We start from the raw sequence: 20,017 nt of genomic DNA, 5'->3' as shown, positions 1-20,017 counted from the left end.
CAGACTGGGCGGCATGGACAACGCCTCCCCTGCCGCTGACGAGTGGGTACCGCGTCCGGCGTATTGGATCGACGACGTGCCGACGGCGTACGGACACGGCCCGGCGGTCGTGCTGCTCGACCAGACGCGGCTGCCGGCCGAGGAGGTGCGGCTGGTGTGCAGTGACGTGCCCACGCTGGTCGACGCCGTGCGGCGGCTGGTGGTGCGCGGTGCGCCGGTGCTCGGCATCGTCGGGGCCTATGGCGTCGCGCTGGCCGCGGCGCGTGGTGACGACGTGAAGGCGGCCGCTGAGGACATCGCGCACGCCCGGCCGACGGCGGTGAACCTCGCGTGGGGTGCGCGGCGCGCGCTGGCGGCGTGGCAGGCGTCCGGGGGCGACGCTCTGGCGGCGCTGCGCGAGGCCCGGGTGCTGCACGAGGAGGACGCGGCGGCGAGCGCGGCCATGGCGGCGCACGGGGCGCGGTTCGCCGAGGGGCTGGCGGAAGGGCGGCCGCTGCGGGTGCTGACGCACTGCAACACGGGCGCGCTGGTCTCGGGCGGCGAGGGCACGGCGCTGGCCGTGGTGCGGGCGCTGCATCGCGTGGGGCGGCTCGAAAAGCTGTGGGTGGACGAGACCCGGCCGCTGCTGCAGGGCGCGCGGCTGACGGCGTACGAGGCGGCGCGCACCGGCATGCCGTACGCGGTGCTGCCGGACAGCGCGGCCGGCTCGCTGTTCGCGGCGGGCGAGGTGGACCTGGTCGTGGTGGGCGCGGACCGGATCGCGGCGGACGGCGCGACCGCGAACAAGGTGGGCACGTATCCACTGGCGGTGCTGGCGCGGCACCACGGGGTGCCGTTCGTGGTGGTCGCGCCGTGGAGCACGGTGGACCGGGAGACCCCGGACGGCGCCGCGATCGTGGTGGAGCGGCGTGATGCCGGAGAGGTCACGGAGTTGTCCGGTTTGCCCCTCGCGCCGCTCGGCAGCGAGGCCTACAACCCGGCCTTCGATGTGACGCCTCCCGATCTGATCAGCGCGATTGTCACGGAAACGGGCGTTTTGTCGCCCGTCAGCGCGATCGTGATTGCTCGGATGAGTGCAGGTCACGATCCGGTAATGCGACGATGATGTCTATGAAGGGACGTGTCCTCATCGTCGACGACGACACCGCGCTGTCCGAGATGCTTGGCATCGTGCTGCGTGGCGAAGGCTTCGAGCCGTCGTTCGTAGCGGACGGCGACAAAGCGCTGCAGATGTTCCGGGAGGTGAAACCGGATCTGGTGCTGCTCGACCTGATGCTGCCGGGCCGCGACGGCATCGACGTGTGCCGCCAGATCCGCGCCGAGTCCGGCGTGCCCATCGTCATGCTCACGGCCAAGAGCGACACGGTCGACGTGGTCGTCGGGCTGGAGTCCGGCGCGGACGACTACGTGATCAAGCCGTTCAAGCCCAAGGAGCTCGTGGCCCGGGTCCGCGCGCGGCTGCGCCGCGCGGAGGAGCCGACGCCCGAGCAGCTGGTCATCGGTGACCTGGTCATCGACGTGGCCGGGCACTCGGTCAAGCGGGACGGCCGGAACATCGCGCTGACCCCGCTCGAGTTCGACCTGCTGGTCGCGCTCGCCCGCAAGCCGTGGCAGGTGTTCACCCGCGAGGTCCTCCTCGAGCAGGTCTGGGGCTACCGGCACGCGGCCGACACGCGCCTGGTCAACGTCCACGTCCAGCGCCTGCGCTCGAAGATCGAGCGCGACCCCGAGCGCCCGGAGATCGTGGTGACCGTGCGCGGTGTGGGCTACAAGGCCGGACCCGCCTGACGTGAGACCTGTGTGACGTGAGTACCGACCGTCGTCCCGACACGGGCCCGGGGTCCGCGGGGCGGCACCCGGGCCGGCGCAGCGCGTGGTCGCTGTGGACCCTCGCGCTGCGGCGGGTGCGCGGCGGCGTGCGCCGCGTCGTCGCGGTCTGGCGGCGGTCGATCCAGTTCCGCGTGGTCTCCACGACGCTCGTGCTGTCCGCGACCGTCATGGTGCTGCTCGGCATCGTCGTCGTCGGCCAGGTGCAGGGCGGCCTGCTCGACGCGAAGGTGTCGTCGGCGACCGCGCAGGCACAGGGCGGGTTCCAGGTCGCCCGCACGCAGGCGTCCGCGATCGCCGTGGACGCGGGACGCCAGACCGTGGTCGGGACCGCTCCCGGCGCGGGTCAGGTGGCGGGCGGCACGTTCGACGTGAAGGAGTGGCTGACCAAGCTCGTCGACCAGCTGTCGAGCGGCGGCAAGGGCCAGTACGACGTCGCGGTGCTCAACGCCTGGTCGGACACCAGCAGCGGCGAGACGCGGTGGGGGCCGCGCTCGTCCGGCAACGTGCTGGCGGACCTCAGCGTGCCCGCGGACCTGCGCCACGAGCTCGGCGCCCGCGGCGGCGCGGCCTACCAGTTCACCAAGATCATCCGCGAGACCACCAGGGCGGACGGCCGCACGATCCGCACCAGCACGGCCGGCGTGGTCGTCGGCGAACAGCTGTCCGCGCCCGCCAACGCGGGCCACTACCAGCTGTACTACTTCTTCCCACTCACCCCCGAGGAGAAGACCCTCGGGCTGGTGCGCGGCACGCTCGCGACCGCGGGCGTGTTCCTCGTGCTGCTGCTCGTGGCGATCGCCGCACTGGTCACGCGGCAGGTGGTCACACCGGTGCGGATGGCGGCGCGCATCGCGGAACGCCTGGCCGCCGGGCGGCTCGAGGAACGCATGAGGCCGACCGGCGAGGACGACCTCGCCAGACTGGGCTCGTCGTTCAACAAGATGGCCTCCAACCTGCAGAACAAGATCCGGCAGCTCGAGGACCTGTCGCGCATGCAGCGCCGGTTCGTCTCCGACGTGTCGCACGAGCTGCGCACCCCGCTGACCACCGTGCGGATGGCCGCCGACCTGATCTACGAGGCGCGCGACCGCTTCGACCCGGCGGTCGCCCGCTCGGCCGAGCTGCTGCAGACCCAGCTGGACCGGTTCGAGGCACTGCTGTCCGACCTGCTGGAGATCAGCCGGTTCGACGCGGGCGCGGCCGTGCTGGACGCCGAGTCGTTCGACCTGCGCGTCATCGTCCGGCGCGTGGTGGACGGCGCCGAGCCGATCGCCGAGCGGCGCGGCAGCCGCATCGTCATCAGCGCGCCGGACGGGCCGTGCGTCGCCGAGGTCGACCCCCGGCGCATCGACCGCGTGCTGCGCAACCTGGTCGTCAACGCCGTCGAGCACGGCGAGGGACGCGACGTGGTGGTCACCGTCGGCGCCAACGACGACGCCGTCGCGGTCACCGTGCGCGACTACGGTGTCGGCCTCAAGCCCGGCGAGTCGTCCCTGGTCTTCAACCGCTTCTGGCGCGCCGACCCCGCCCGCGCCCGCACCACCGGCGGCACCGGGCTCGGCCTGTCCATCGCGCTCGAGGACGCCCACCTGCACGGCGGCTGGCTGCAGGCCTGGGGCGAGCCCGGCGGCGGCTCGCAGTTCCGGCTGACCCTGCCGCGCGTCGCGGGCGGCGAGCTGGTCCGCGCCCCGCTGCCGCTGGAACCGCCGGACTCGCGCGCCAACCGCGGACTCCACCTCGCCGGGACGCCGTACCGGCGCACCCCGCGCGCGCCGGAGAACGACTCCGACGCGCCCGGCGGCGGAACCGGCACCGGCAACGGCACGAGCAACGGCACAGGCTCCAACAACGGCACAGGCTCCAACAACGGCACGGGCACCAACCACGGCACCAACCACGGCACCGGCAACGGCACCGGCAACGGCACAGGCACCGGCAACACCGCCAACCCCGCCGCGCCCGGTCCGCAGGGCACCACCTCGTACAAGACGTACAAGAGCAAGGAGGGCGGCGGCAGGTGACCCGAACCCGAAGCGCGGTGGGAACGCGCCGCGTTCTCCGCGCGCTCGCCGTCCTGTGGATCCTGTGCGTGCTCGGCGGCTGCGCCTCGATGCCGAGCCACGGCAAGGTGCAGGACGCCACGCGCGACGACGCCGCCGAGAAGGCCGACGAGCAGCAGGTCCGGGTCTTCGGCGTGCCGCCGCAGCAGGACGAGAAGCCCACCGCGCTGGTGGAGGGCTTCCTGGAGGCGGTCACCAGCGACGAGCCGGACTACGCGACGGCCCGCAAGTACCTCACCCCCGCGACGGCCAACGCCTGGCAGCCGGTCGGCGTCAAGGTCATCGAGTCGTCCCCGCGCGCGAACACCCCGGCGTCCTCGCCGCCCGAGACGAACATGATCTCGGTGGCCGTGAACGGCAAGCTGGTCGCCGAGGTCGCCGGCGACAACACGTACCAGCCGATCAAGTCCGAGGTCCGCGACTACCACTTCGAGCTGCTGCGCGGCGGCGACGGGCAGTGGCGCATCGACAAGCTGCCCAACGTCGTGCTGCTGTCCAAGGCCGACTTCCGGCGCATCTACACCTCGGTGAACCTGTACTGGTTCTCCAAGACGTCGGACCGCCTGGTGCCCGACCCCATCTACCTGCGCAGCCGGGTCTCGCTGATGACCACGCTCGCCAAGCAGCTGCTGGTGGGCCCGACGCAGAACATCGAGCCCGCGGTCGAGACGATGTTCCCTGCGGTCCCGTCCCGCACCGCCATCCTCGACCACACCGTCTCGGTGGACGACGACAACGCGGTGCACATCCAGCTGACCGACGAGCCGCGGGCCGTCGCCATGGCCGAGTGCCCGAAGATGGCGACGCAGATGCTGTACACGCTCCGCCAGGTCGCCAAGGTCGAGTCCGTCGAGCTGACCGACCGGCAGGGCACGCTGTGCGTCCAGTTCCGGACCTCGGCGCAGACGTACGACGCCGCGACGCCCACGGCACCCGTCGACGGCTACTTCATCGGCCAGTCGCACCGCGACGTGTGGCGGCTGCGCATCGACCGGGCGAGTCCCGAGAAGCTCGGCGGCGCGCTCGGCGACGGCTCCCAGATGTTCAGCCAGATCGCCGTCTCCCGCGGCAGCCAGCCGCAGATCGCCGCGGTCGACGGGACCGAGGAGAAGCTGCTCGTCGGGAACGTCGACACCGGCGTGCTGACGACGCTGGCGCAGGCCGCTCCGGGCCATACGTTCCGCAGCCCCAGCTGGGGTGACAAGGGCGTGTGGGTCCTGGAGGAGTCGAAGGACCACGGCACCTCGGACGTGGTGTGGATCGGCGCCACGCCCGACGAGAAGATGAAGGTCCCCATCAACATCGAGGGGCTCGGCAGCAAGGTGACCGACATCCGGGTCTCGCCCGACGGCACCCGGGTCGCGCTCCTGACCACCGGCGGCCAGTTCCTCTACGTCGGCATCGTGACCAGCACCGGCAGCCCGTCGCACGACATCAAGGTGACGATCACCGGGCTCCGGGCGCCCATTCCCGACCTCGCCGACGCCAAGTCCGTGTCGTGGAACGGCACGTCGCGGCTGGTGGTGCTGGGGACGCAGGACCGGGGCTCGATGCAGCCGCAGTACGTCGACGTCGACGGCGGCAACCCGACCGCCGTCGCGGCCATCGCCGGCATGGTCCGGGTGGCCGCGCCGGACGGCGCGGACCAGCCGCTGCTCGCGAACATCGACAACAACAGCGTTTTCCGCCTTGAGCCGGGGAACAACTGGCGGCAGGTCACGCTGGGCTCGTACCCGGCTTATCCGGGCTGATCCGGGCTGATCCGCGCGCCGGGCGGCCCCGGCTCTGCGCCGGGTCCGCCCCGTTCGATGTTCGAACCGAGGCCGCGGCCGTATACCCGATCCGCTGTATTCGGAGTGGCGAATCCCGGAAAACCGGGCACACCCGGCGTCCGTGGCGCACCGTGGACCCATGCGGCACGTCCATCACTCCACCCACGGCTCCGGGCAGCACCCAGAGCGGCGACCGCGGCCGGGTCCGCTGCGCCGACTCGCGTCGGCGTGGGTCGACCTGGTGCTGCCCGGCCGGTGCGCGGGGTGCGGTGTCCGGGGCGCCGTGCTGTGCGCCGGATGCCACGTGCCGCTGCGGCGCGGGCCGCGGCCGGTGCGGCCGGACCCGGCGCCCGCCGGGTTCCCGGGCGCGGTGTTCGCGGCCGCGCCGTACGAGGGCCCGGTGCGGGCGGTCCTGATCGCCCACAAGGAGTACGGCGCCCACGCGGCCGCGCGTCCTCTCGGGATCGCGCTCGCCGGGTGTGTCGCGGCCCTGGGCCCGGGGCCGCGCGCGGTCCTCGTCCCGGTGCCGTCCACCCGCCGCGCGATCCGCGCCCGAGGGTGGGACGCGACCGGTGCGCTGGCCCGGCAGGCGGCCGCGGAGCTGCGCCGGAGGGGTGTCGCCGCACAGGTGGTACCGGCCCTCCGGCATACCCGTCAGGTGGCCGACCAGGCAGGCCTTTCGGCCCGTGAACGGGCGGTGAACGTCACGGGAGCACTGGGTGTTTCCCGCAGGTTGGCACCCCTATTTACGGGCATTAGTGTGGTGATCGTCGACGATCTCGTGACCACCGGAGCGAGTCTCGCGGAGGCGGCCCGTGCGGTCGAGTCCGCGGGAGCGAGGGTGACCGGAGCGGCCGTCGTGGCCGCGACTCCCCGGCACCCCCGGCCGGGCCCGGGCCACCGGGCCATGCGCCGACCGGCCATGGCGCACGAGGCCGGAGACCAGCTCGGCCGGACGGGCGGACCGCCCCACCGGCGTGGCGCGATGGATGGAGTTCTGCGTGGACATTGTCGTCAAGGGCCGCAAGACCGAGGTGCCCGAGCGGTTCCGCAAGCACAGCGTCGAGAAGCTGGAAAAGATCCGGAAGCTCGACGGCAAGGTCATCAGCATCGACCTTGAGGTGTCCAAGGAGCGCAACCCCCGGCTCGCGGACCGATCGGACCGCGTGGAGATCACACTGCGGAGCAAGGGGCCGGTGGTCCGGGCCGAGGCGGCAGCCACGGACCCGTACGCCGCGCTCGACCTCGCGATGTCAAAGCTGGAGGCACAGTTGCGCAAGACTGCTGACCGGCGTCGCGTCCACCGGGGGCACCACGCCCCCATGTCCACGGGTGCGGCCACCGCGGAACTCAACGGGAGCGCCCGATTCGGCGGTGCCCAGGTGGCCACCGTCGAGGAGATCGAAGCGCTGGACGGCGTGGCCGTCAAGCGCATGGAAGGCCCCATTCAGGTGGACGGCGAGGGTCCGCTCGTCGTCCGCGAAAAGGTCCACGCCGCCCCGCCCATGGCGTTGGACCAGGCGCTGTACGAGATGGAACTCGTCGGACACGACTTCTACCTGTTCGTCGACGCCACCTCGATGCTCCCCAGCGTCGTCTACCGGCGTCGTGGCTATGACTACGGCGTCATCCAGCTGCGTCCGGCCGAGGCCGAGACGGAGATGGACGAAGCGTGACCCGTTGAGCGGGTGACGCCGCACGCGGCCCGCCGCCTCGACCGGCCTCGACCGGTTCGAGGCGGCGGGCTGCGTGCGTGTCGATGACATGCGATGCTGGATCGGATACGGAGCGTGCCGATGCACGACCGAGGGATGATCGACACCGGGCCGACCGAGGGGGAAGACACGGTGGGAGGACACCAGGTCCCGGCACCGCGGCCGTATGGCGCGGACGATCCGCAGGACCGGGAGCCGATCAGGGTGCTGGTCGTCGACGACCACGCGCTGTTCCGCCGCGGCCTGGAGATCGTCCTTGCGGCGGAGCCGGACATCGAGGTGGTCGGGGAGGCGGGGGACGGCGCCGAGGCGGTCGAGGCCGCGCAGGACCTGCTGCCGGACATCGTGCTGCTGGACGTGCGGATGCCGCGGCGCGGCGGCATCGAGGCGTGCACCGCCATCAAGGAGGTGGCGCCGAGCGCGCGCATCATCATGCTGACGATGAGCGACGACGAGGCCGACCTCTACGACGCGATCAAGGCCGGCGCGACGGGCTACCTGCTCAAGGAGATATCGACCGACGAGGTGGCCACCGCGATCCGCGCGGTCGCCGACGGCCAGTCGCAGATCAGCCCGTCGATGGCGGCCAAGCTGCTGACCGAGTTCAAGTCGATGATCCAGCGCGACGACGAGCGCCGCCTCGTCCCGGCGCCGCGGCTGACCGACCGCGAGATCGAGGTGCTGCGGCTCGTCGCCACCGGCAAGAACAACCGGGACATCGCGAAGATCCTTTTCATCAGCGAGAACACCGTGAAGAACCACGTGCGCAACATCCTGGAGAAGCTGCAGCTGCACTCCCGGATGGAAGCGGTGGTGTACGCGGTGCGCGAGAAGATCCTCGAGATCCACTGAGCGGCTGAGCGGCTGCGGACCGGCTGACCGGCGCGCCGGCGGACCGCGCCGGGCCGGTCACCCGAGCAGCGCCGCCAGTCGCGGCCGCACCGTTTCGGGTGCGACCTTCTCCAGGCGGACGCTGTCGCAGCCGACCCACGCGGCGGCCTCGCGCAGCGCCGCCGCCATCGCGTCCAGCGCCTTCTCCGAGACGCGCGGCGACTCGAAGGAGAGCTGGCGGGCGACGAGCGTGCGGCCCTCGCGCGCGGGGTCGACCCGGCCGATCAGCCGGCCGCCGGCGAGCAGGGGCATCACGAAGTAGCCGTGCTCGCGCCGGGCCTTCGGCACGTACGCCTCCAGCCGGTGGGTGAACCCGAAGACCCGCGCGGTGCGCGGCCGGTCCCACACGAGCGAGTCGAACGGCGACAGCAGCGTCGTCCGGTGTCGGCCCTTGGGAGGTGTGGCCAGCGCGTCCGGGTGCGCCCAGGCCGGCAGCGGCCCGTCGCCGGCCGGCCCCCAGCCCTCGACGGCGACCGGCACCAGTCCCGCGTCGGGCAGCGCCTCCTCGACCTGGGCGCGGGTGAGCCGGTACTGGTCCACCAGGTCGGCGGTCGTGGCGACGCCCAGCTGCCGGGCGGCGAGCACGACGAGCTCCCGCACACAGGCGTCGTCGCCCGCGTCGGTCTCGAAGTGCTGTGCGGGGATGGCGCGTTCGGGCAGGTCGTAGACGCGCTTCCAGCCGCGGCGGCGCACGCACACCACGTCGCCGAACGCGAGGGCGCGCTCGACGGCGATCTTGGTGTCGCTCCAGTCCCACCACTCGCCCTTGTTCTTGGCCCCGCCCAGTTCCGTCGCGGTCAGCGGGCCCTCGGCGCGCAGCCGGTCCAGGACGGTCGCGTGCGCCTCGTCCGAGACAGGGTGGCCGCCCCACAGGCGCCCGCGCTTGCGGTAGTGGCGGCGCCGGAAGGCGAAGTGCGGCCACGCGGACATCGGCAGGACGCAGGCCGCGTGCGACCAGTACTCGAACGCGTCGTCGCCGGACCAGTAGGCGTCCTCGATCGCGGACCGCCCTATCGCGCCGAGCCGGGCGTAGGGGACCAGCTCGTGCGAGCGGGCGAGCGTGGAGATGGTGTCGAGCTGGACCGCGCCGAGGCGGTCGAGTACGCCCGCGACGCCGGCCCGCCGCTCGGGGACGCCGAGCACGCCCTGCGCGCGCAGCACGACGCGGCGGGCGTCGTCCGACGTGAGCGTGAGGGCGGAGCCGGTGGAGCGGGCGGGGGCCGGGACGGCGGGCGTACTCATACGACGCACCTTAGAACAGAAGTTCGACTCCGATGGGGTGAACACACAGGTGGATCACCGGGTGAACCGGGCGGATCACCCGGGTCGTCCGGGTCACGGCACGGGGTCGGTCACGATCAGCGCGTGCAGGTGCTCGTCGTGGTAACCGATGCCGTCCCGGTTCGGGGACGCCTCGCGCATCACGCCTTCGAGTGCAAATCCGGCGCGTTGCGCGACCCTGCACGACCCCGGGTTCCCGACCGCGTGCACGAGGGTGAGGCGGTGCAGCCCCAGCGCCCCGAACGCCCAGCGGGACGCGATCTTGGCCGCCTCCGTGGCGACTCCGGCGCCGCGCGCCTTGGGCATCACCCAGTAGCCGATCTCGGCGGTGTGACAGGTGCGGTCGATGTGCTGCACGCTCACGTCCCCGAGCACCTCGCCGCTGACCGCGTCCATGACGATGAAGCACGCGTGTATGCCCTCGGCCCAGAAGCCGATCCGCCTGGTCAGCCACTCCTCGGGGCCCGGATGCTGCTCGCCCGGTGGGCGTGGTGCCCGCCAGCGCATGATCTCGGGGTCGGTCAGCGCGACCCGCGCGGCGTCGACGTCGCGCTCCGTCCACGGGCGCAGCTGGTACTTTCCGGCGGCGATCTCCACGGGTTCCATGCGGCACATTCTCCACCGGCCGAAGCACGCCTCCCCGACGGTTGCGTCCTCGCATACCATGGGCCCATCGGCGGGACGGGCCCCGCCGTGCCGACCGCGGACCGCGGGCGGGCGCCGTCCGGCAAGGAGCTCACACAGCGTGTCCATCTTCGACAAGGTTCTGCGCGCCGGCGAGGGCAAAACCCTGCGCAAGCTCACCCGCATCGCAGCACAGGTCAACTCGATCGAAGAGGACTTCACCAACCTCTCGGACGCAGAGCTGCGCGCGCTGACGGATGAGTACAAGGAGCGGTACGCCGACGGCGAGTCGCTCGACGACCTGCTCCCCGAGGCCTTCGCGACGGTCCGCGAGGCGGCCAGCCGCACGCTCGGCCAGCGCCACTACGACGTCCAGATCATGGGCGGCGCCGCGCTGCACCTCGGCAACATCGCCGAGATGCGCACCGGCGAGGGCAAGACGCTGGTCTCGACGCTGCCCGCGTACCTGAACGCGATCGCGGGCAAGGGCGTGCACGTCGTCACGGTCAACGACTACCTCGCCGAGCGCGACTCGGAGTGGATGGGCCGGGTGCACCGCTTCCTCGGCCTGGAGGTCGGCTGCATCCTCGCGAACATGCCGCCGCACGAGCGCCGCAAGGCCTACAACTGCGACATCACGTACGGCACGAACAACGAGTTCGGCTTCGACTACCTGCGCGACAACATGGCGTGGAGCCAGGACGAGCTGGTCCAGCGCGGCCACTTCTTCGCGGTCGTCGACGAGGTCGACTCGATCCTCATCGACGAGGCCCGTACGCCGCTGATCATCTCGGGCCCGGCCGACCAGGCCACCAAGTGGTACGCGGACTTCGCGAAGCTGGTCACCCGGCTCAAGCGCGCCGAGCCCACCAAGGACGGCGAGACCCCGGTCGGCGACTACGAGGTCGACGAGAAGAAGCGCACCGTCGGCATCCTCGAGTCCGGCGTCTCGCGCGTCGAGGACTACCTGGGCATCGACAACCTCTACGAGGCGGTCAACACCCCGCTGGTCGGCTACCTCAACAACGCGATCAAGGCCAAGGAGCTCTACAAGCGCGACAAGGAGTACGTCGTCGTCGACGGCGAGGTCCTGATCGTCGACGAGCACACCGGCCGCATCCTCGCGGGCCGCCGCTACAACGAGGGCATGCACCAGGCGATCGAGGCGAAGGAGGGGGTGGACATCAAGGACGAGAACCAGACCCTCGCCACGATCACCCTCCAGAATTTCTTCCGCCTCTACGACAAGCTCGGCGGCATGACCGGTACCGCCATGACCGAGGCGGCCGAGTTCCACCAGATCTACAAGCTCGGCGTGGTGCCGATCCCGACGCACCGCAAGGTGCAGCGCCTCGACCAGCCGGACCTCGTGTACAAGACCGAGGAGGCCAAGTTCTCCGCGGTCGTCGACGACATCGTCGAGAAGCACGAGAAGGGCCAGCCGGTGCTGGTCGGCACGACCAGCGTCGAGAAGTCCGAGTACCTGTCGAACCAGCTGCGCAAGCGCGGCGTCCCGCACGAGGTGCTCAACGCGAAGCACCACGAGCGCGAGGCGCAGATCGTCGCGCAGGCGGGCCGCAGGGGCGCCGTCACGGTCGCCACCAACATGGCCGGCCGCGGCACCGACATCATGCTCGGCGGCAACCCCGACCACCTCGCGTCGGCCGAGCTCGCGCAGCGCGGGCTCAACGCCGCCGAGACGCCGGACGAGTACGAGGCCGCCTGGCCGGACGCGCTCGAGAAGGCCAAGAAGGCGGTCAAGGCCGAGCACGGCGAGGTCACCGAGCTCGGCGGCCTGTACGTGCTGGGCACCGAGCGCCACGAGTCGCGCCGCATCGACAACCAGCTGCGCGGTCGTTCCGGCCGTCAGGGCGACCCGGGCGAGTCGCGGTTCTACCTGTCGCTCGGCGACGACCTGATGCGGCTGTTCAAGGCCAACATCGTGGAGGCCGTGCTCAACCGCGCCGGCGTCCCCGAGGACGTGCCGATCGAGTCGAAGATGGTCTCGAACGCGATCAAGTCGGCGCAGAGCCAGGTCGAGCAGCAGAACTTCGAGATCCGCAAGAACGTCCTCAAGTACGACGAGGTGCTCAACCGGCAGCGCGAGGTCATCTACGGCGAGCGCCGCCGCGTGCTCGACGGCGAGGACCTGCACGAGCAGGTGCGGCACTTCATCGACGACACCGTCACGGCGTACGTCGCGGGTGCCACCGAGGGCTTCGCCGAGGAGTGGGACCTCGACAAGCTGTGGACCAACCTCAAGCAGCTCTACCCGGTCAGCATCACCGTCGACGAGGTCGAGGAGGAGGTCGGTGACCGCGCCAACCTCGACGCCGACTCGCTGACCGACCTGCTGATCGCCGACGCGCAGGCGTCGTACGAGGAGCGCGAGGAGAAGCTCGGCGGCGAGGTCATGCGCGAGCTCGAGCGCCGCGTCGTGCTGTCGGTGCTCGACCGCCGCTGGCGCGAGCACCTCTACGAGATGGACTACCTGCAGGAGGGCATCGGCCTGCGGGCCATGGCGCAGCGCGACCCGCTGGTCGAGTACCAGCGCGAGGGCTTCGACATGTTCAACGCGATGATGGAAGGCATCAAGGAGGAGTCGGTCGGCTACCTCTTCAACGTCGAGGTCCAGATCGAGCAGGTGCCCGAGGCGCCGCAGATCACGCTCGACCAGGCCGCGCCGATGCCGGAGATCCACGCGAAGGGCCTGGAGACGCCGCAGCGTCCGACACACCTGTCGTACAGCGCGCCGACCGTGGACGGCGAGGGCGGCGTGGTCACCACCGAAGAGGACTACGACGACGCCATTCCGGAGCAGGGCGGCACGCGCGCCGAGCGGCGCCGCGCGCAGCGGGCGTCGCGCAAGAAGAAGCGCTGACGCGAGAGTCGTGAACGCGGCAGGGGCCGCACCGCCTTCGGGCGGTGCGGCCCCTGCCGCGTTGTGCGTGTCCGCGACGTTGCGGTCAGGCGAGGAGTTCGCGGACGAGGGTGTCGCGCAACCAGGCGCGGTACCGCTCCGGGGACCAGCCCCGGAGTCGGCGGAGCAGCTGGAAGACGTGCGGTGAGGCGAGCGCGAACAGGATGTCGGCGGCGGCGACGGCGTCCAGGTCCGGGCGCAGCGCGCCCCGCGCGTGCAGGCCGCGGGTGAGTTCGAGGTGGACGGCGTGGGTGGCGGCGGCGCCCGCGTCGGCGGTCGCGCGCATGTCGGGGTCGGCGCCCGCCGCCTCGACACTGACCATGATCAGGTCCCCGGCGCGTTCCAGGAGTTCGGCGGTGTAGTCGACCGTCCGGGCGATCGCGGCCCGCGGGTCGGGCTCGTCCTGGGTGGCGCGGACCTCGGGGCGGTCGGCGACCGGTACGGGCTGTTCGTCGCCGACGACGGCGACGCCGAGGGTGTGTGCGAACAGCGCGGCCTTGCCGGGGAACGCGTCGTAGAGGGTGCGTTCGCCGACGCCCGCCGTCGCGGCGACCTGGCGCAGCGTGGTGGCGGCGTAGCCCTGTTCGGTGAAGAGCCGCGCGGCGGCGTCGCGGATGCGGGCGCGGGTGAGGGCGGCGGCCGCGGCGCGCTTGTCGGACTGGTAGCGGCGCTTGACGGGTTCGGTCACAGGGAGCATCCTAGAAGCAATTGACCGCAGTATAGCTGCGGTGATTGTGGAGGTGTCCCATGACCCGCCCCGCCCTCGACGGCATCCACCACGTCAAATTCCCCGTCTCCGACCTGCCGCGGTCGCTCGCGTGGTACCGCGACGTCTTCGGGCTCACCGTCGTCATGGAGTTCCCGGACGAGGGCGGCGTGCCGCGCGGTGTCGCGGCGACCGTGCCGGGCCTCGGCGAGACGATGTTCGCGCTGCGGGAGAACCCCGACGCGGCGGCCGGCTGCAAGGGCTTCGACCCGGTCAGCTTCGCGGTGCGCGACCGGGCCGACGTCGAGGCGTGGGCCGCGCACCTCGACACGCTCGGCGTGCCGCACTCGCCGGTGATCGAGGCGAGCATCGGCTGGATCCTGGTGTTCCACGACCCCGACGGGCTCGAACTGCACGTCTACACGTGGGCACGCCACGGGCAGGACCACGGCGACCTGCCGGGCTACGGGCGCGCGGTGCCCGAGTGACGCGGGGCTGACTCAGCGGAAACGCAGCGCCGTACACACCCACGCGGGCCGGCGGGAGCCGGGGGAGTGCGGCTCGACGCGCTCCAGACGCACCGCGACCGCCTGGCAGCGCTCGCCGCCGAGGCGCAGCCGCAGGAAGCCCTCGGCGACGCCGTCGGCCGGCGAGCCGGCGTTCCACGACGCGACCCGCACCGCGGTGACGTCCTGCGCGCGCAGCGCCTCCCGCAGCTGCTCGACGCGCCCCACCGCCTCGCCCGTCACGTGTGCGCCGAGCTGACGGAACGGCCGCCGCTCGCTGAGCACCTCGGCGAGCAGAAACGCGAAGTGGTGCACCCGCCGCCGCGCCTCCGCGACATCCGGCTCGTCGGCCGTTGGCGCGGGAGCCCCGACCAGCCGCAACACCGGCCGAGGCCCCACCGGCGCCGGCCGCCGGGGAAACGGGATGACCACCGCGTCGACCGACTCCGTCGGAGGCTCCCACTCAGGCGCCCGCAACAACCGCAACGGAGGAAAGCCGCCCTCGTCGTACTCGACCTCGTGCGCCCCGGCCGGCCCCCGCAGAGGCTCGACGTCGTAAAGCGGCGACATCGACACAGCCAACGCCCCCATCGGCGCCGCCCCGCGCCCCAGGCGAGGAGGCAAGCCGCGCACGGGGCCCGCCGCGCCGCCGACCGGCCCGATGCCGCCGCGGCCGGGCCGGCCCGGGGTCCGGCGAGCCGGCGTTGCGGGGGTGGGCTCGGTGGCGCGGGCGCCCGGTGGAGTGCTGCCGCCCGAGCCCGCGGGGGATGTGCGTGCGGCCTCGGTGTACCCGCGACCGGGCTCCGTCGGGTCGGCCGCCCCGGCTTCGCCGGGCGGCCGCTCGCATGCGGCGGGCCTGCCGCCGGCCTGCGCCGAGGCTTCTCCCGTGTGCGCGCTCGCGCGGGTCCCCAGGCCGTCGGCCGGCCTGCGCGGCGTGCGCGGTGCGGTCTCGTCGGAGCCCTGGTCGGGTCGGTTGTCGTGCGGCTTCATGTGGACCATCGGTCCTCCCCGTGAAACGGCATGCCTCCGGCACGCGGGGGTGCCGATTCGGCGCGGCGTCGCGTGTGGGCGGCGGCCCCCGGCGCCTTGTTGCGGACTTTGGTATCCCGGGGGTGGAGTGGGAGTCAAACAGCGGGTTGGGCCGGGGCGCCCGGGTTTCGGGCGGGGGTCGCCGGGGGCGTGCGCCGGGATAAAAGGTGGCGAGAACGGTCATTCTGGGGTGGGCGGTCGGATCGCGGCACGGTCGGCTGCTCGTACGATGCACTCCGGTGGCGTCCGCTGATTCACCCGTCGGTTCATCCGTGCGGGACGCCGCTCCCGTCGTTCGCTACCGCAGGAGCCCCTGATGCGCGTGTACGTCCCCTCGACGCCGGCCGCCCTGGCCGCGCTGCACCGCGCGGCCGCCGTGGAGCCCGCGCCGGTCAGTGCCGTCGCCGTGACGGCGGAGCTGCGCGCGTGGTGCGGCACCGAGGACGACGAGGAGCTGGAGTACGCCGCGACCGTGCTGGCCGGCCGGGCCTCGCTCGGGCTGCTCGCCGGGGAGGAGGGGGCCGGGCCGCGGCGTGTCGTGCTGGCCGCCGAGGTGCCGGACGGCATCGTCTCGGAGGTGCCCGACCTCGGCCCCGGGGCGGTGCTCGTCGACGGCACCGTACCGCTCAAGCGCGTCGCGTCGATCCACATGGACGCCGCCGACGCCGAGCCCGCGGTACGCGCCGCGCTCGCCGACCCGTCCGACGAGGCGCTTGTCGAGGCCGTCGAGGAGCACGAGCTGATGTGGTACGCCACGCAGGAGCTCGGCGGCCTGGTCGGCTGACCGCCCGCCGGCGGTTTTCCCGGGTGTCGCCGCGACAGGGCACAATGCCCTGATGAGCTCGCCGCGCACCCGCCACATCGTGTGGGACTGGAACAGCACGCTGTTCCACGACATCGACGCGGTCATCGCCGCCACCAACGACTCCTTCGCGGCCTACGGCCTGCCGGCGATAACGATGGAGCGCTACCGCGAGCTGTACTGCGTGCCGGTGCCGCGGTTCTACGAGAAGATCACCGGCCGGGTCCCCGAGCCCGACGAGTGGGCGATGCTCGACGCGACGTTCCAGCGCTCGTACGCGGCGCACGCCGTCGCGTGCGGGCTGACCCCCGGCGTCGACGGCCTGCTCGCGGACTGGCAGCGCGCCGGGCGCACGCAGTCGATCCTGTCGCTGACCGCGCACGACGACCTCGTGCCGTTCGTCGACCGCTTCGCGATCAAGGACTTCTTCGTCCGCGTGGACGGCCGCGTCGGCCCGGCCGGCGGCGGCAAGGCCGAGCACCTCCAGCGCCACCTGGCGGCGATGGACGCGGACCCGGCCGAGGTCATGGTGATCGGCGACGCCGCCGACGACGCGTACGCGGCCCGCGAGGTCGGCGCGTCGGCCGTCCTCTACACCGGGGGCTCGCACGCGCGGACCAGCCTGGAGAGGGTCGGCGTGCCGGTCGTGGACTCGCTCGCCGAGGCGGTCGCGCTCGCGCGCGGCGGGCATGCCCCGGCGGCGGAACGGTAGGCGTCAAACCCATCGAAACCGGGCACCTCGTGTGACATGGATGCGGTCACTCAGGTTCCCGTGCCGGTCAACGAGCCGGTGCACTCGTACGCCCCCGGCAGTCCCGAGCGCGCCCGCCTCGAGGCGGAGCTGAAGCGCCAGGCCACCGAGCCGGTCGAGCTCATGCAGACGATCGGCGGGGCCTCGGCGTGGGGCGGCGGCCAGCGCGTCGACGTCGTGCAGCCGCACCGGCACCGGGCGCTGCTGGGCACCTACGCGACCGCGACCCAGGACGACGCGCGGGCCGCGGTGGCGGCGGCGAAGGCGGCGGCGCCGGGGTGGCGGGCGTTGTCGTTCGACGACCGTGCGGCGGTGATCCTGAAGGCGGCGGACCTGTTGGCGGGTCCGTGGCGGGAGCGCCTGGCGGCGGCGACGATGCTGGGCCAGTCGAAGACCGCGCAGCAGGCGGAGATCGACACGCCGTGCGAGCTGGTGGACTTCTGGCGGTTCAACGTGCACTTCGCGCGGCAGATCCTCGCGGAGCAGCCGATCAGCTCGCCGGGGGTGTGGAACCGGCTGGACCACCGCCCGCTCGACGGGTTCGTGTACGCGGTCACGCCGTTCAACTTCACCGCGATCGCGGGCAACCTGCCGACCGCCCCGGCGTTGATGGGCAACACGGTGATCTGGAAGCCGTCCCCGACGCAGACGCTCGCCGCCTGGTACCTGATGCGCCTGCTCGAGGAGGCGGGCCTCCCGCCGGGCGTCATCAACATGCTGCCGGGCGATGGCGTCGCGGTGTCCGAAGTGGTGCTGTCGGATCCGCACTTCGCCGGCCTACACTTCACCGGCTCCACCCGGACCTTCCAGTACCTGTGGTCGACCATCGGCGCGAACATCAGCGGCTACCGCACGTACCCGCGGATCGTCGGCGAGACCGGCGGCAAGGACTTCATCGTCGCGCACCCGACGGCCGACCCGGCGGTGCTGAAGACGGCGATGGTCCGCGGCGCGTTCGAGTACCAGGGCCAGAAGTGCTCTGCCGCGTCGCGCGCGTACGTCCCGCGCTCGCTGTGGGAGGGCGGCGGCTTCCGCGACGCCGTCGTCGCGGAGATCGAGGGCCTGTCGATGGGCGACGTCACCGACCTGAGCAACTTCATGGGCGCGGTCATCGACGACCGGGCGTTCGCGAAGAGCAAGGCCGCGATCGACCGCGCGCAGGCGGCGGACGACGTCAAGGTGCTCGCCGGCGGCACGTACGACGACAACGTCGGCTACTTCGTCCGGCCGACGCTGCTGGTGTGCGGCAACCCGGCCGACGAGGTCTTCACGACCGAATATTTCGGGCCGATTCTCGCCGTCCACGTCTACGAGGACCACGAGTGGGAGCCGATGCTGCGGCAGATGGAGTCGGTGTCGCCCTACGCGCTCACCGGTTCGGTGATCGCGCAGGACCGCGCGGTGCTCGCGCAGGCGACCGAGTTCCTGCGCTTCGCGGCCGGGAACTTCTACCTCAACGACAAGCCCACCGGCGCCGTGGTCGGCCAGCAGCCCTTCGGCGGCTCGCGCTCCTCGGGCACCAACGACAAGGCGGGCGCGGCCCAGAACCTCATGCGCTGGACCAGCACCCGGACCATCAAGGAGACGTTCGTCCCGCCGACGGACTACCGCTACCCGCACATGGAACCGGGAGTCCTCGGCCAGGTCTCCCAGTTCGCCAACGACGTGAAGGACGCGTTCAAGGGGCTGCGCTGAGCCGGCCGCCGGCCCCGGGGGCGCCTAGCTCGCCGGGGCCTTGCCGCGGAGGATCTGGATGAACTCGCGCATCCAGCCCGGGTGGTCGACCCATGTACGGCCGGAGACCAGCGTGCCGTCGACGACCGCCTCGCCGTCGACGAAGGTGCCGCCCGCGGCCCGGACGTCCGGGGCGATCGCCGGGTACGCCGACGTCCTGCGGCCCTGGAGCACACCGGCCGCGGCGGCGATCAGCGGGCCGTGGCACAGGTGCGCGACCGGTTTGTCGTTCTCGAAGAAGTGCCGCACGAGGCGCTGGACGACCGGGTTGTTGCGGATGTACTCGGGTGCGCGGCCGCCGGGCAGGACGAGGGCCGCGTAGTTCTCCGGCCGGACCTCGACGAAGGCGAAGTCGGCGGGCCAGGTGTAGCCGGGCTTCTCGGTGAAGGTGTCGAAGCCGTCGACGAAGTCGTGCACGACGAACTGCAGTTTCTTGCGGGAGGGCCCCGCGATGTGGACGTCGTAGCCCTCCTCGCGCAGCCGCTGGTACGGGTACAGCACCTCCAGCGACTCCGCCGCGTCCCCGGTGATGATCAGGATCTTGCGTGCCATGGAACCCCCTCGCCGCGCGGCGCCCGCTTCGGTGGCGCCTCGATCCGGTCGTGTCCACCGTGCCCGGCGGAACCCCGGGACGGCAATGGGTAGCGGTGCGCGGACAGGGGGTGACGTGTCCGGAATCCTGTCGTACGTTCTGCACGGGAGGGCCGGACCGGGACGGGAACCGGCGGCCCCGGGCTGCGACGGATTGGGGGCACGGCATGATCAGGCGGGCACGCGGCGGCGAAGGCGGGACGCGGGTCACCTTCTGCCTACCGGTGGACGAGCCGGCGGGCACGGTGAGCGTGGTGGGTGACTTCAACGACTGGCAGCCGGGACGGCACACGTTGGTGCGGCGGAGCAACGGGATGCGCTCGGTGGCGGTGAACGTCCCGTCTGGTGAGACGGTGCGGTTCCGGTATCTGGGCGAGAACGGTGTCTGGTTCGACGACGACGCGGCCGACCACGACGGCGAGAACGGCCTGGTTACGGGCTGACCGCACACAAAGCGGACGGCTCGGACACCGTGAGGGGGCACTCCTTCGGGTGTCCGGTTGACGCTTTGTCAGACAGCGACCCGGGATTGCTGACAGGCTGCCGCACGGTTACCGGCCGGGGGCCCCTCACCACCGCGTGAGGGCGCGGGTAGCCTGGCGGGCGTGGGTGGCGCCTGGGCCACGTACGCCGAGCGAGTCAGACCACGGTCGTGCCGTCGGGACAACGGTGTCCCGTCGACCGGATCCGGACCGGCAAAGACGCCGGAAAGGAACCGCCGTGGCGCGGTCACGCGTCGGTGTCGTTCAGGGACACTCACCAATCAGGGTGAAAACGCAAAAAGTCGGTCACGCAACGGCGCGCG

At 72.2% G+C, this 20,017-nt stretch carries 18 protein-coding genes; 13 read left to right on the top strand and 5 right to left on the bottom strand.

What is annotated here, in order from left to right; all coding sequences use genetic code 11:
* The first annotated feature begins 13 nt into the window (after nucleotides 1-13).
* From mtnA to QI554_RS35435, 7 genes are all read left to right on the top strand, one after another.
* Nucleotides 14-1,105: an S-methyl-5-thioribose-1-phosphate isomerase gene (gene mtnA, locus QI554_RS35465; RefSeq protein WP_281476220.1), complete on the top strand. Its 1,092-nt coding sequence runs from the start codon at nucleotides 14-16 to the stop codon at nucleotides 1,103-1,105.
* Nucleotides 1,102-1,788: an MtrAB system response regulator MtrA gene (mtrA, locus tag QI554_RS35460; RefSeq protein ID WP_235058689.1), complete on the top strand. Its 687-nt coding sequence runs from the start codon at nucleotides 1,102-1,104 to the stop codon at nucleotides 1,786-1,788. The genes mtnA and mtrA overlap by 4 nt, the downstream gene beginning before the upstream one ends.
* A 17-nt stretch (nucleotides 1,789-1,805) precedes the next feature.
* Nucleotides 1,806-3,851: an MtrAB system histidine kinase MtrB gene (mtrB, locus tag QI554_RS35455; protein WP_425528113.1), complete on the top strand. Its 2,046-nt coding sequence runs from the start codon at nucleotides 1,806-1,808 to the stop codon at nucleotides 3,849-3,851.
* A complete protein-coding gene (locus tag QI554_RS35450; protein WP_281476218.1) occupies nucleotides 3,848-5,641 on the top strand; it encodes an LpqB family beta-propeller domain-containing protein in 1,794 nt (597 codons plus the stop codon). Before mtrB ends, QI554_RS35450 begins: the two co-directional genes overlap by 4 nt.
* Nucleotides 5,642-5,801: 160 nt before the next feature.
* Entirely contained in the window at nucleotides 5,802-6,782 is a 981-nt protein-coding gene (locus QI554_RS35445; RefSeq protein ID WP_281476216.1) for a ComF family protein, read from the top strand.
* Complete coding sequence (gene hpf, locus QI554_RS35440; RefSeq protein ID WP_281476214.1) at nucleotides 6,664-7,338, top strand: ribosome hibernation-promoting factor, HPF/YfiA family; 675 nt, start codon at nucleotides 6,664-6,666, stop codon at nucleotides 7,336-7,338. The genes QI554_RS35445 and hpf overlap by 119 nt, the downstream gene beginning before the upstream one ends.
* 135 nt (nucleotides 7,339-7,473) lie before the next feature.
* Complete coding sequence (locus tag QI554_RS35435) at nucleotides 7,474-8,229, top strand: response regulator (RefSeq protein ID WP_281476234.1); 756 nt, start codon at nucleotides 7,474-7,476, stop codon at nucleotides 8,227-8,229.
* Between the two features lie 57 nt (nucleotides 8,230-8,286).
* Here the strand turns inward: QI554_RS35435 and QI554_RS35430 are convergent, their stop codons facing one another.
* On the bottom strand, nucleotides 8,287-9,510 hold the full coding sequence (locus tag QI554_RS35430; protein WP_281476212.1) for a winged helix-turn-helix domain-containing protein: 1,224 nt from the start codon (nucleotides 9,508-9,510) through the stop codon (nucleotides 8,287-8,289).
* A gap of 93 nt (nucleotides 9,511-9,603) precedes the next feature.
* Complete coding sequence (locus tag QI554_RS35425; RefSeq protein WP_281476210.1) at nucleotides 9,604-10,155, bottom strand: GNAT family N-acetyltransferase; 552 nt, start codon at nucleotides 10,153-10,155, stop codon at nucleotides 9,604-9,606.
* Nucleotides 10,156-10,294: 139 nt separating this feature from the next.
* Here QI554_RS35425 and secA point away from each other — a divergent pair, with 139 nt between their 5' ends.
* Nucleotides 10,295-13,054 (top strand): preprotein translocase subunit SecA, encoded by a 2,760-nt coding sequence (gene secA / locus QI554_RS35420; RefSeq protein ID WP_281476207.1) that lies wholly within the window; start codon nucleotides 10,295-10,297, stop codon nucleotides 13,052-13,054.
* A gap of 85 nt (nucleotides 13,055-13,139) precedes the next feature.
* Here the strand turns inward: secA and QI554_RS35415 are convergent, their stop codons facing one another.
* Nucleotides 13,140-13,781, bottom strand: coding sequence for a TetR/AcrR family transcriptional regulator (locus tag QI554_RS35415; protein WP_281476205.1), 642 nt, complete (start codon nucleotides 13,779-13,781; stop codon nucleotides 13,140-13,142).
* Nucleotides 13,782-13,840: 59 nt separating this feature from the next.
* Here QI554_RS35415 and QI554_RS35410 point away from each other — a divergent pair, with 59 nt between their 5' ends.
* Complete coding sequence (locus QI554_RS35410; RefSeq protein WP_281476203.1) at nucleotides 13,841-14,287, top strand: VOC family protein; 447 nt, start codon at nucleotides 13,841-13,843, stop codon at nucleotides 14,285-14,287.
* Between the two features lie 12 nt (nucleotides 14,288-14,299).
* On the opposite strand, the gene QI554_RS35405 is transcribed toward QI554_RS35410, so the two are convergent.
* Nucleotides 14,300-15,304 carry an Rv3235 family protein gene (locus QI554_RS35405; RefSeq protein WP_281476201.1) on the bottom strand — a complete coding sequence of 335 codons (1,005 nt, stop codon included), beginning with the start codon at nucleotides 15,302-15,304 and terminating at the stop codon, nucleotides 14,300-14,302.
* A gap of 346 nt (nucleotides 15,305-15,650) precedes the next feature.
* Here QI554_RS35405 and QI554_RS35400 point away from each other — a divergent pair, with 346 nt between their 5' ends.
* The 3 genes from QI554_RS35400 to pruA are packed head-to-tail and all read left to right on the top strand — an operon-like array spanning nucleotide 15,651 to nucleotide 18,582.
* Nucleotides 15,651-16,118, top strand: coding sequence for a DUF6912 family protein (locus tag QI554_RS35400; RefSeq protein WP_281476199.1), 468 nt, complete (start codon nucleotides 15,651-15,653; stop codon nucleotides 16,116-16,118).
* Nucleotides 16,119-16,170: 52 nt separating this feature from the next.
* Nucleotides 16,171-16,848 (top strand): HAD family hydrolase, encoded by a 678-nt coding sequence (locus QI554_RS35395; protein ID WP_281476198.1) that lies wholly within the window; start codon nucleotides 16,171-16,173, stop codon nucleotides 16,846-16,848.
* Nucleotides 16,849-16,884: 36 nt separating this feature from the next.
* Entirely contained in the window at nucleotides 16,885-18,582 is a 1,698-nt protein-coding gene (pruA, locus tag QI554_RS35390; RefSeq protein ID WP_281476196.1) for an L-glutamate gamma-semialdehyde dehydrogenase, read from the top strand.
* Between the two features lie 24 nt (nucleotides 18,583-18,606).
* On the opposite strand, the gene QI554_RS35385 is transcribed toward pruA, so the two are convergent.
* Nucleotides 18,607-19,173, bottom strand: a complete 567-nt coding sequence (locus QI554_RS35385; protein WP_281476194.1) for a DJ-1/PfpI family protein — start codon at nucleotides 19,171-19,173, stop codon at nucleotides 18,607-18,609.
* A gap of 206 nt (nucleotides 19,174-19,379) precedes the next feature.
* On the opposite strand from QI554_RS35385, the gene QI554_RS35380 reads away from it, so the two are divergent.
* Nucleotides 19,380-19,655, top strand: a complete 276-nt coding sequence (locus QI554_RS35380) for an isoamylase early set domain-containing protein (RefSeq protein ID WP_281476193.1) — start codon at nucleotides 19,380-19,382, stop codon at nucleotides 19,653-19,655.
* Nucleotides 19,656-20,017: the final 362 nt, after the last annotated feature.

This window comes from Yinghuangia seranimata (genome assembly GCF_029953285.1).
In the GTDB taxonomy this organism is placed as follows: domain Bacteria; phylum Actinomycetota; class Actinomycetes; order Streptomycetales; family Streptomycetaceae; genus Yinghuangia; species Yinghuangia seranimata.
This window is presented reverse-complemented; position numbering and strand designations above follow the sequence as displayed.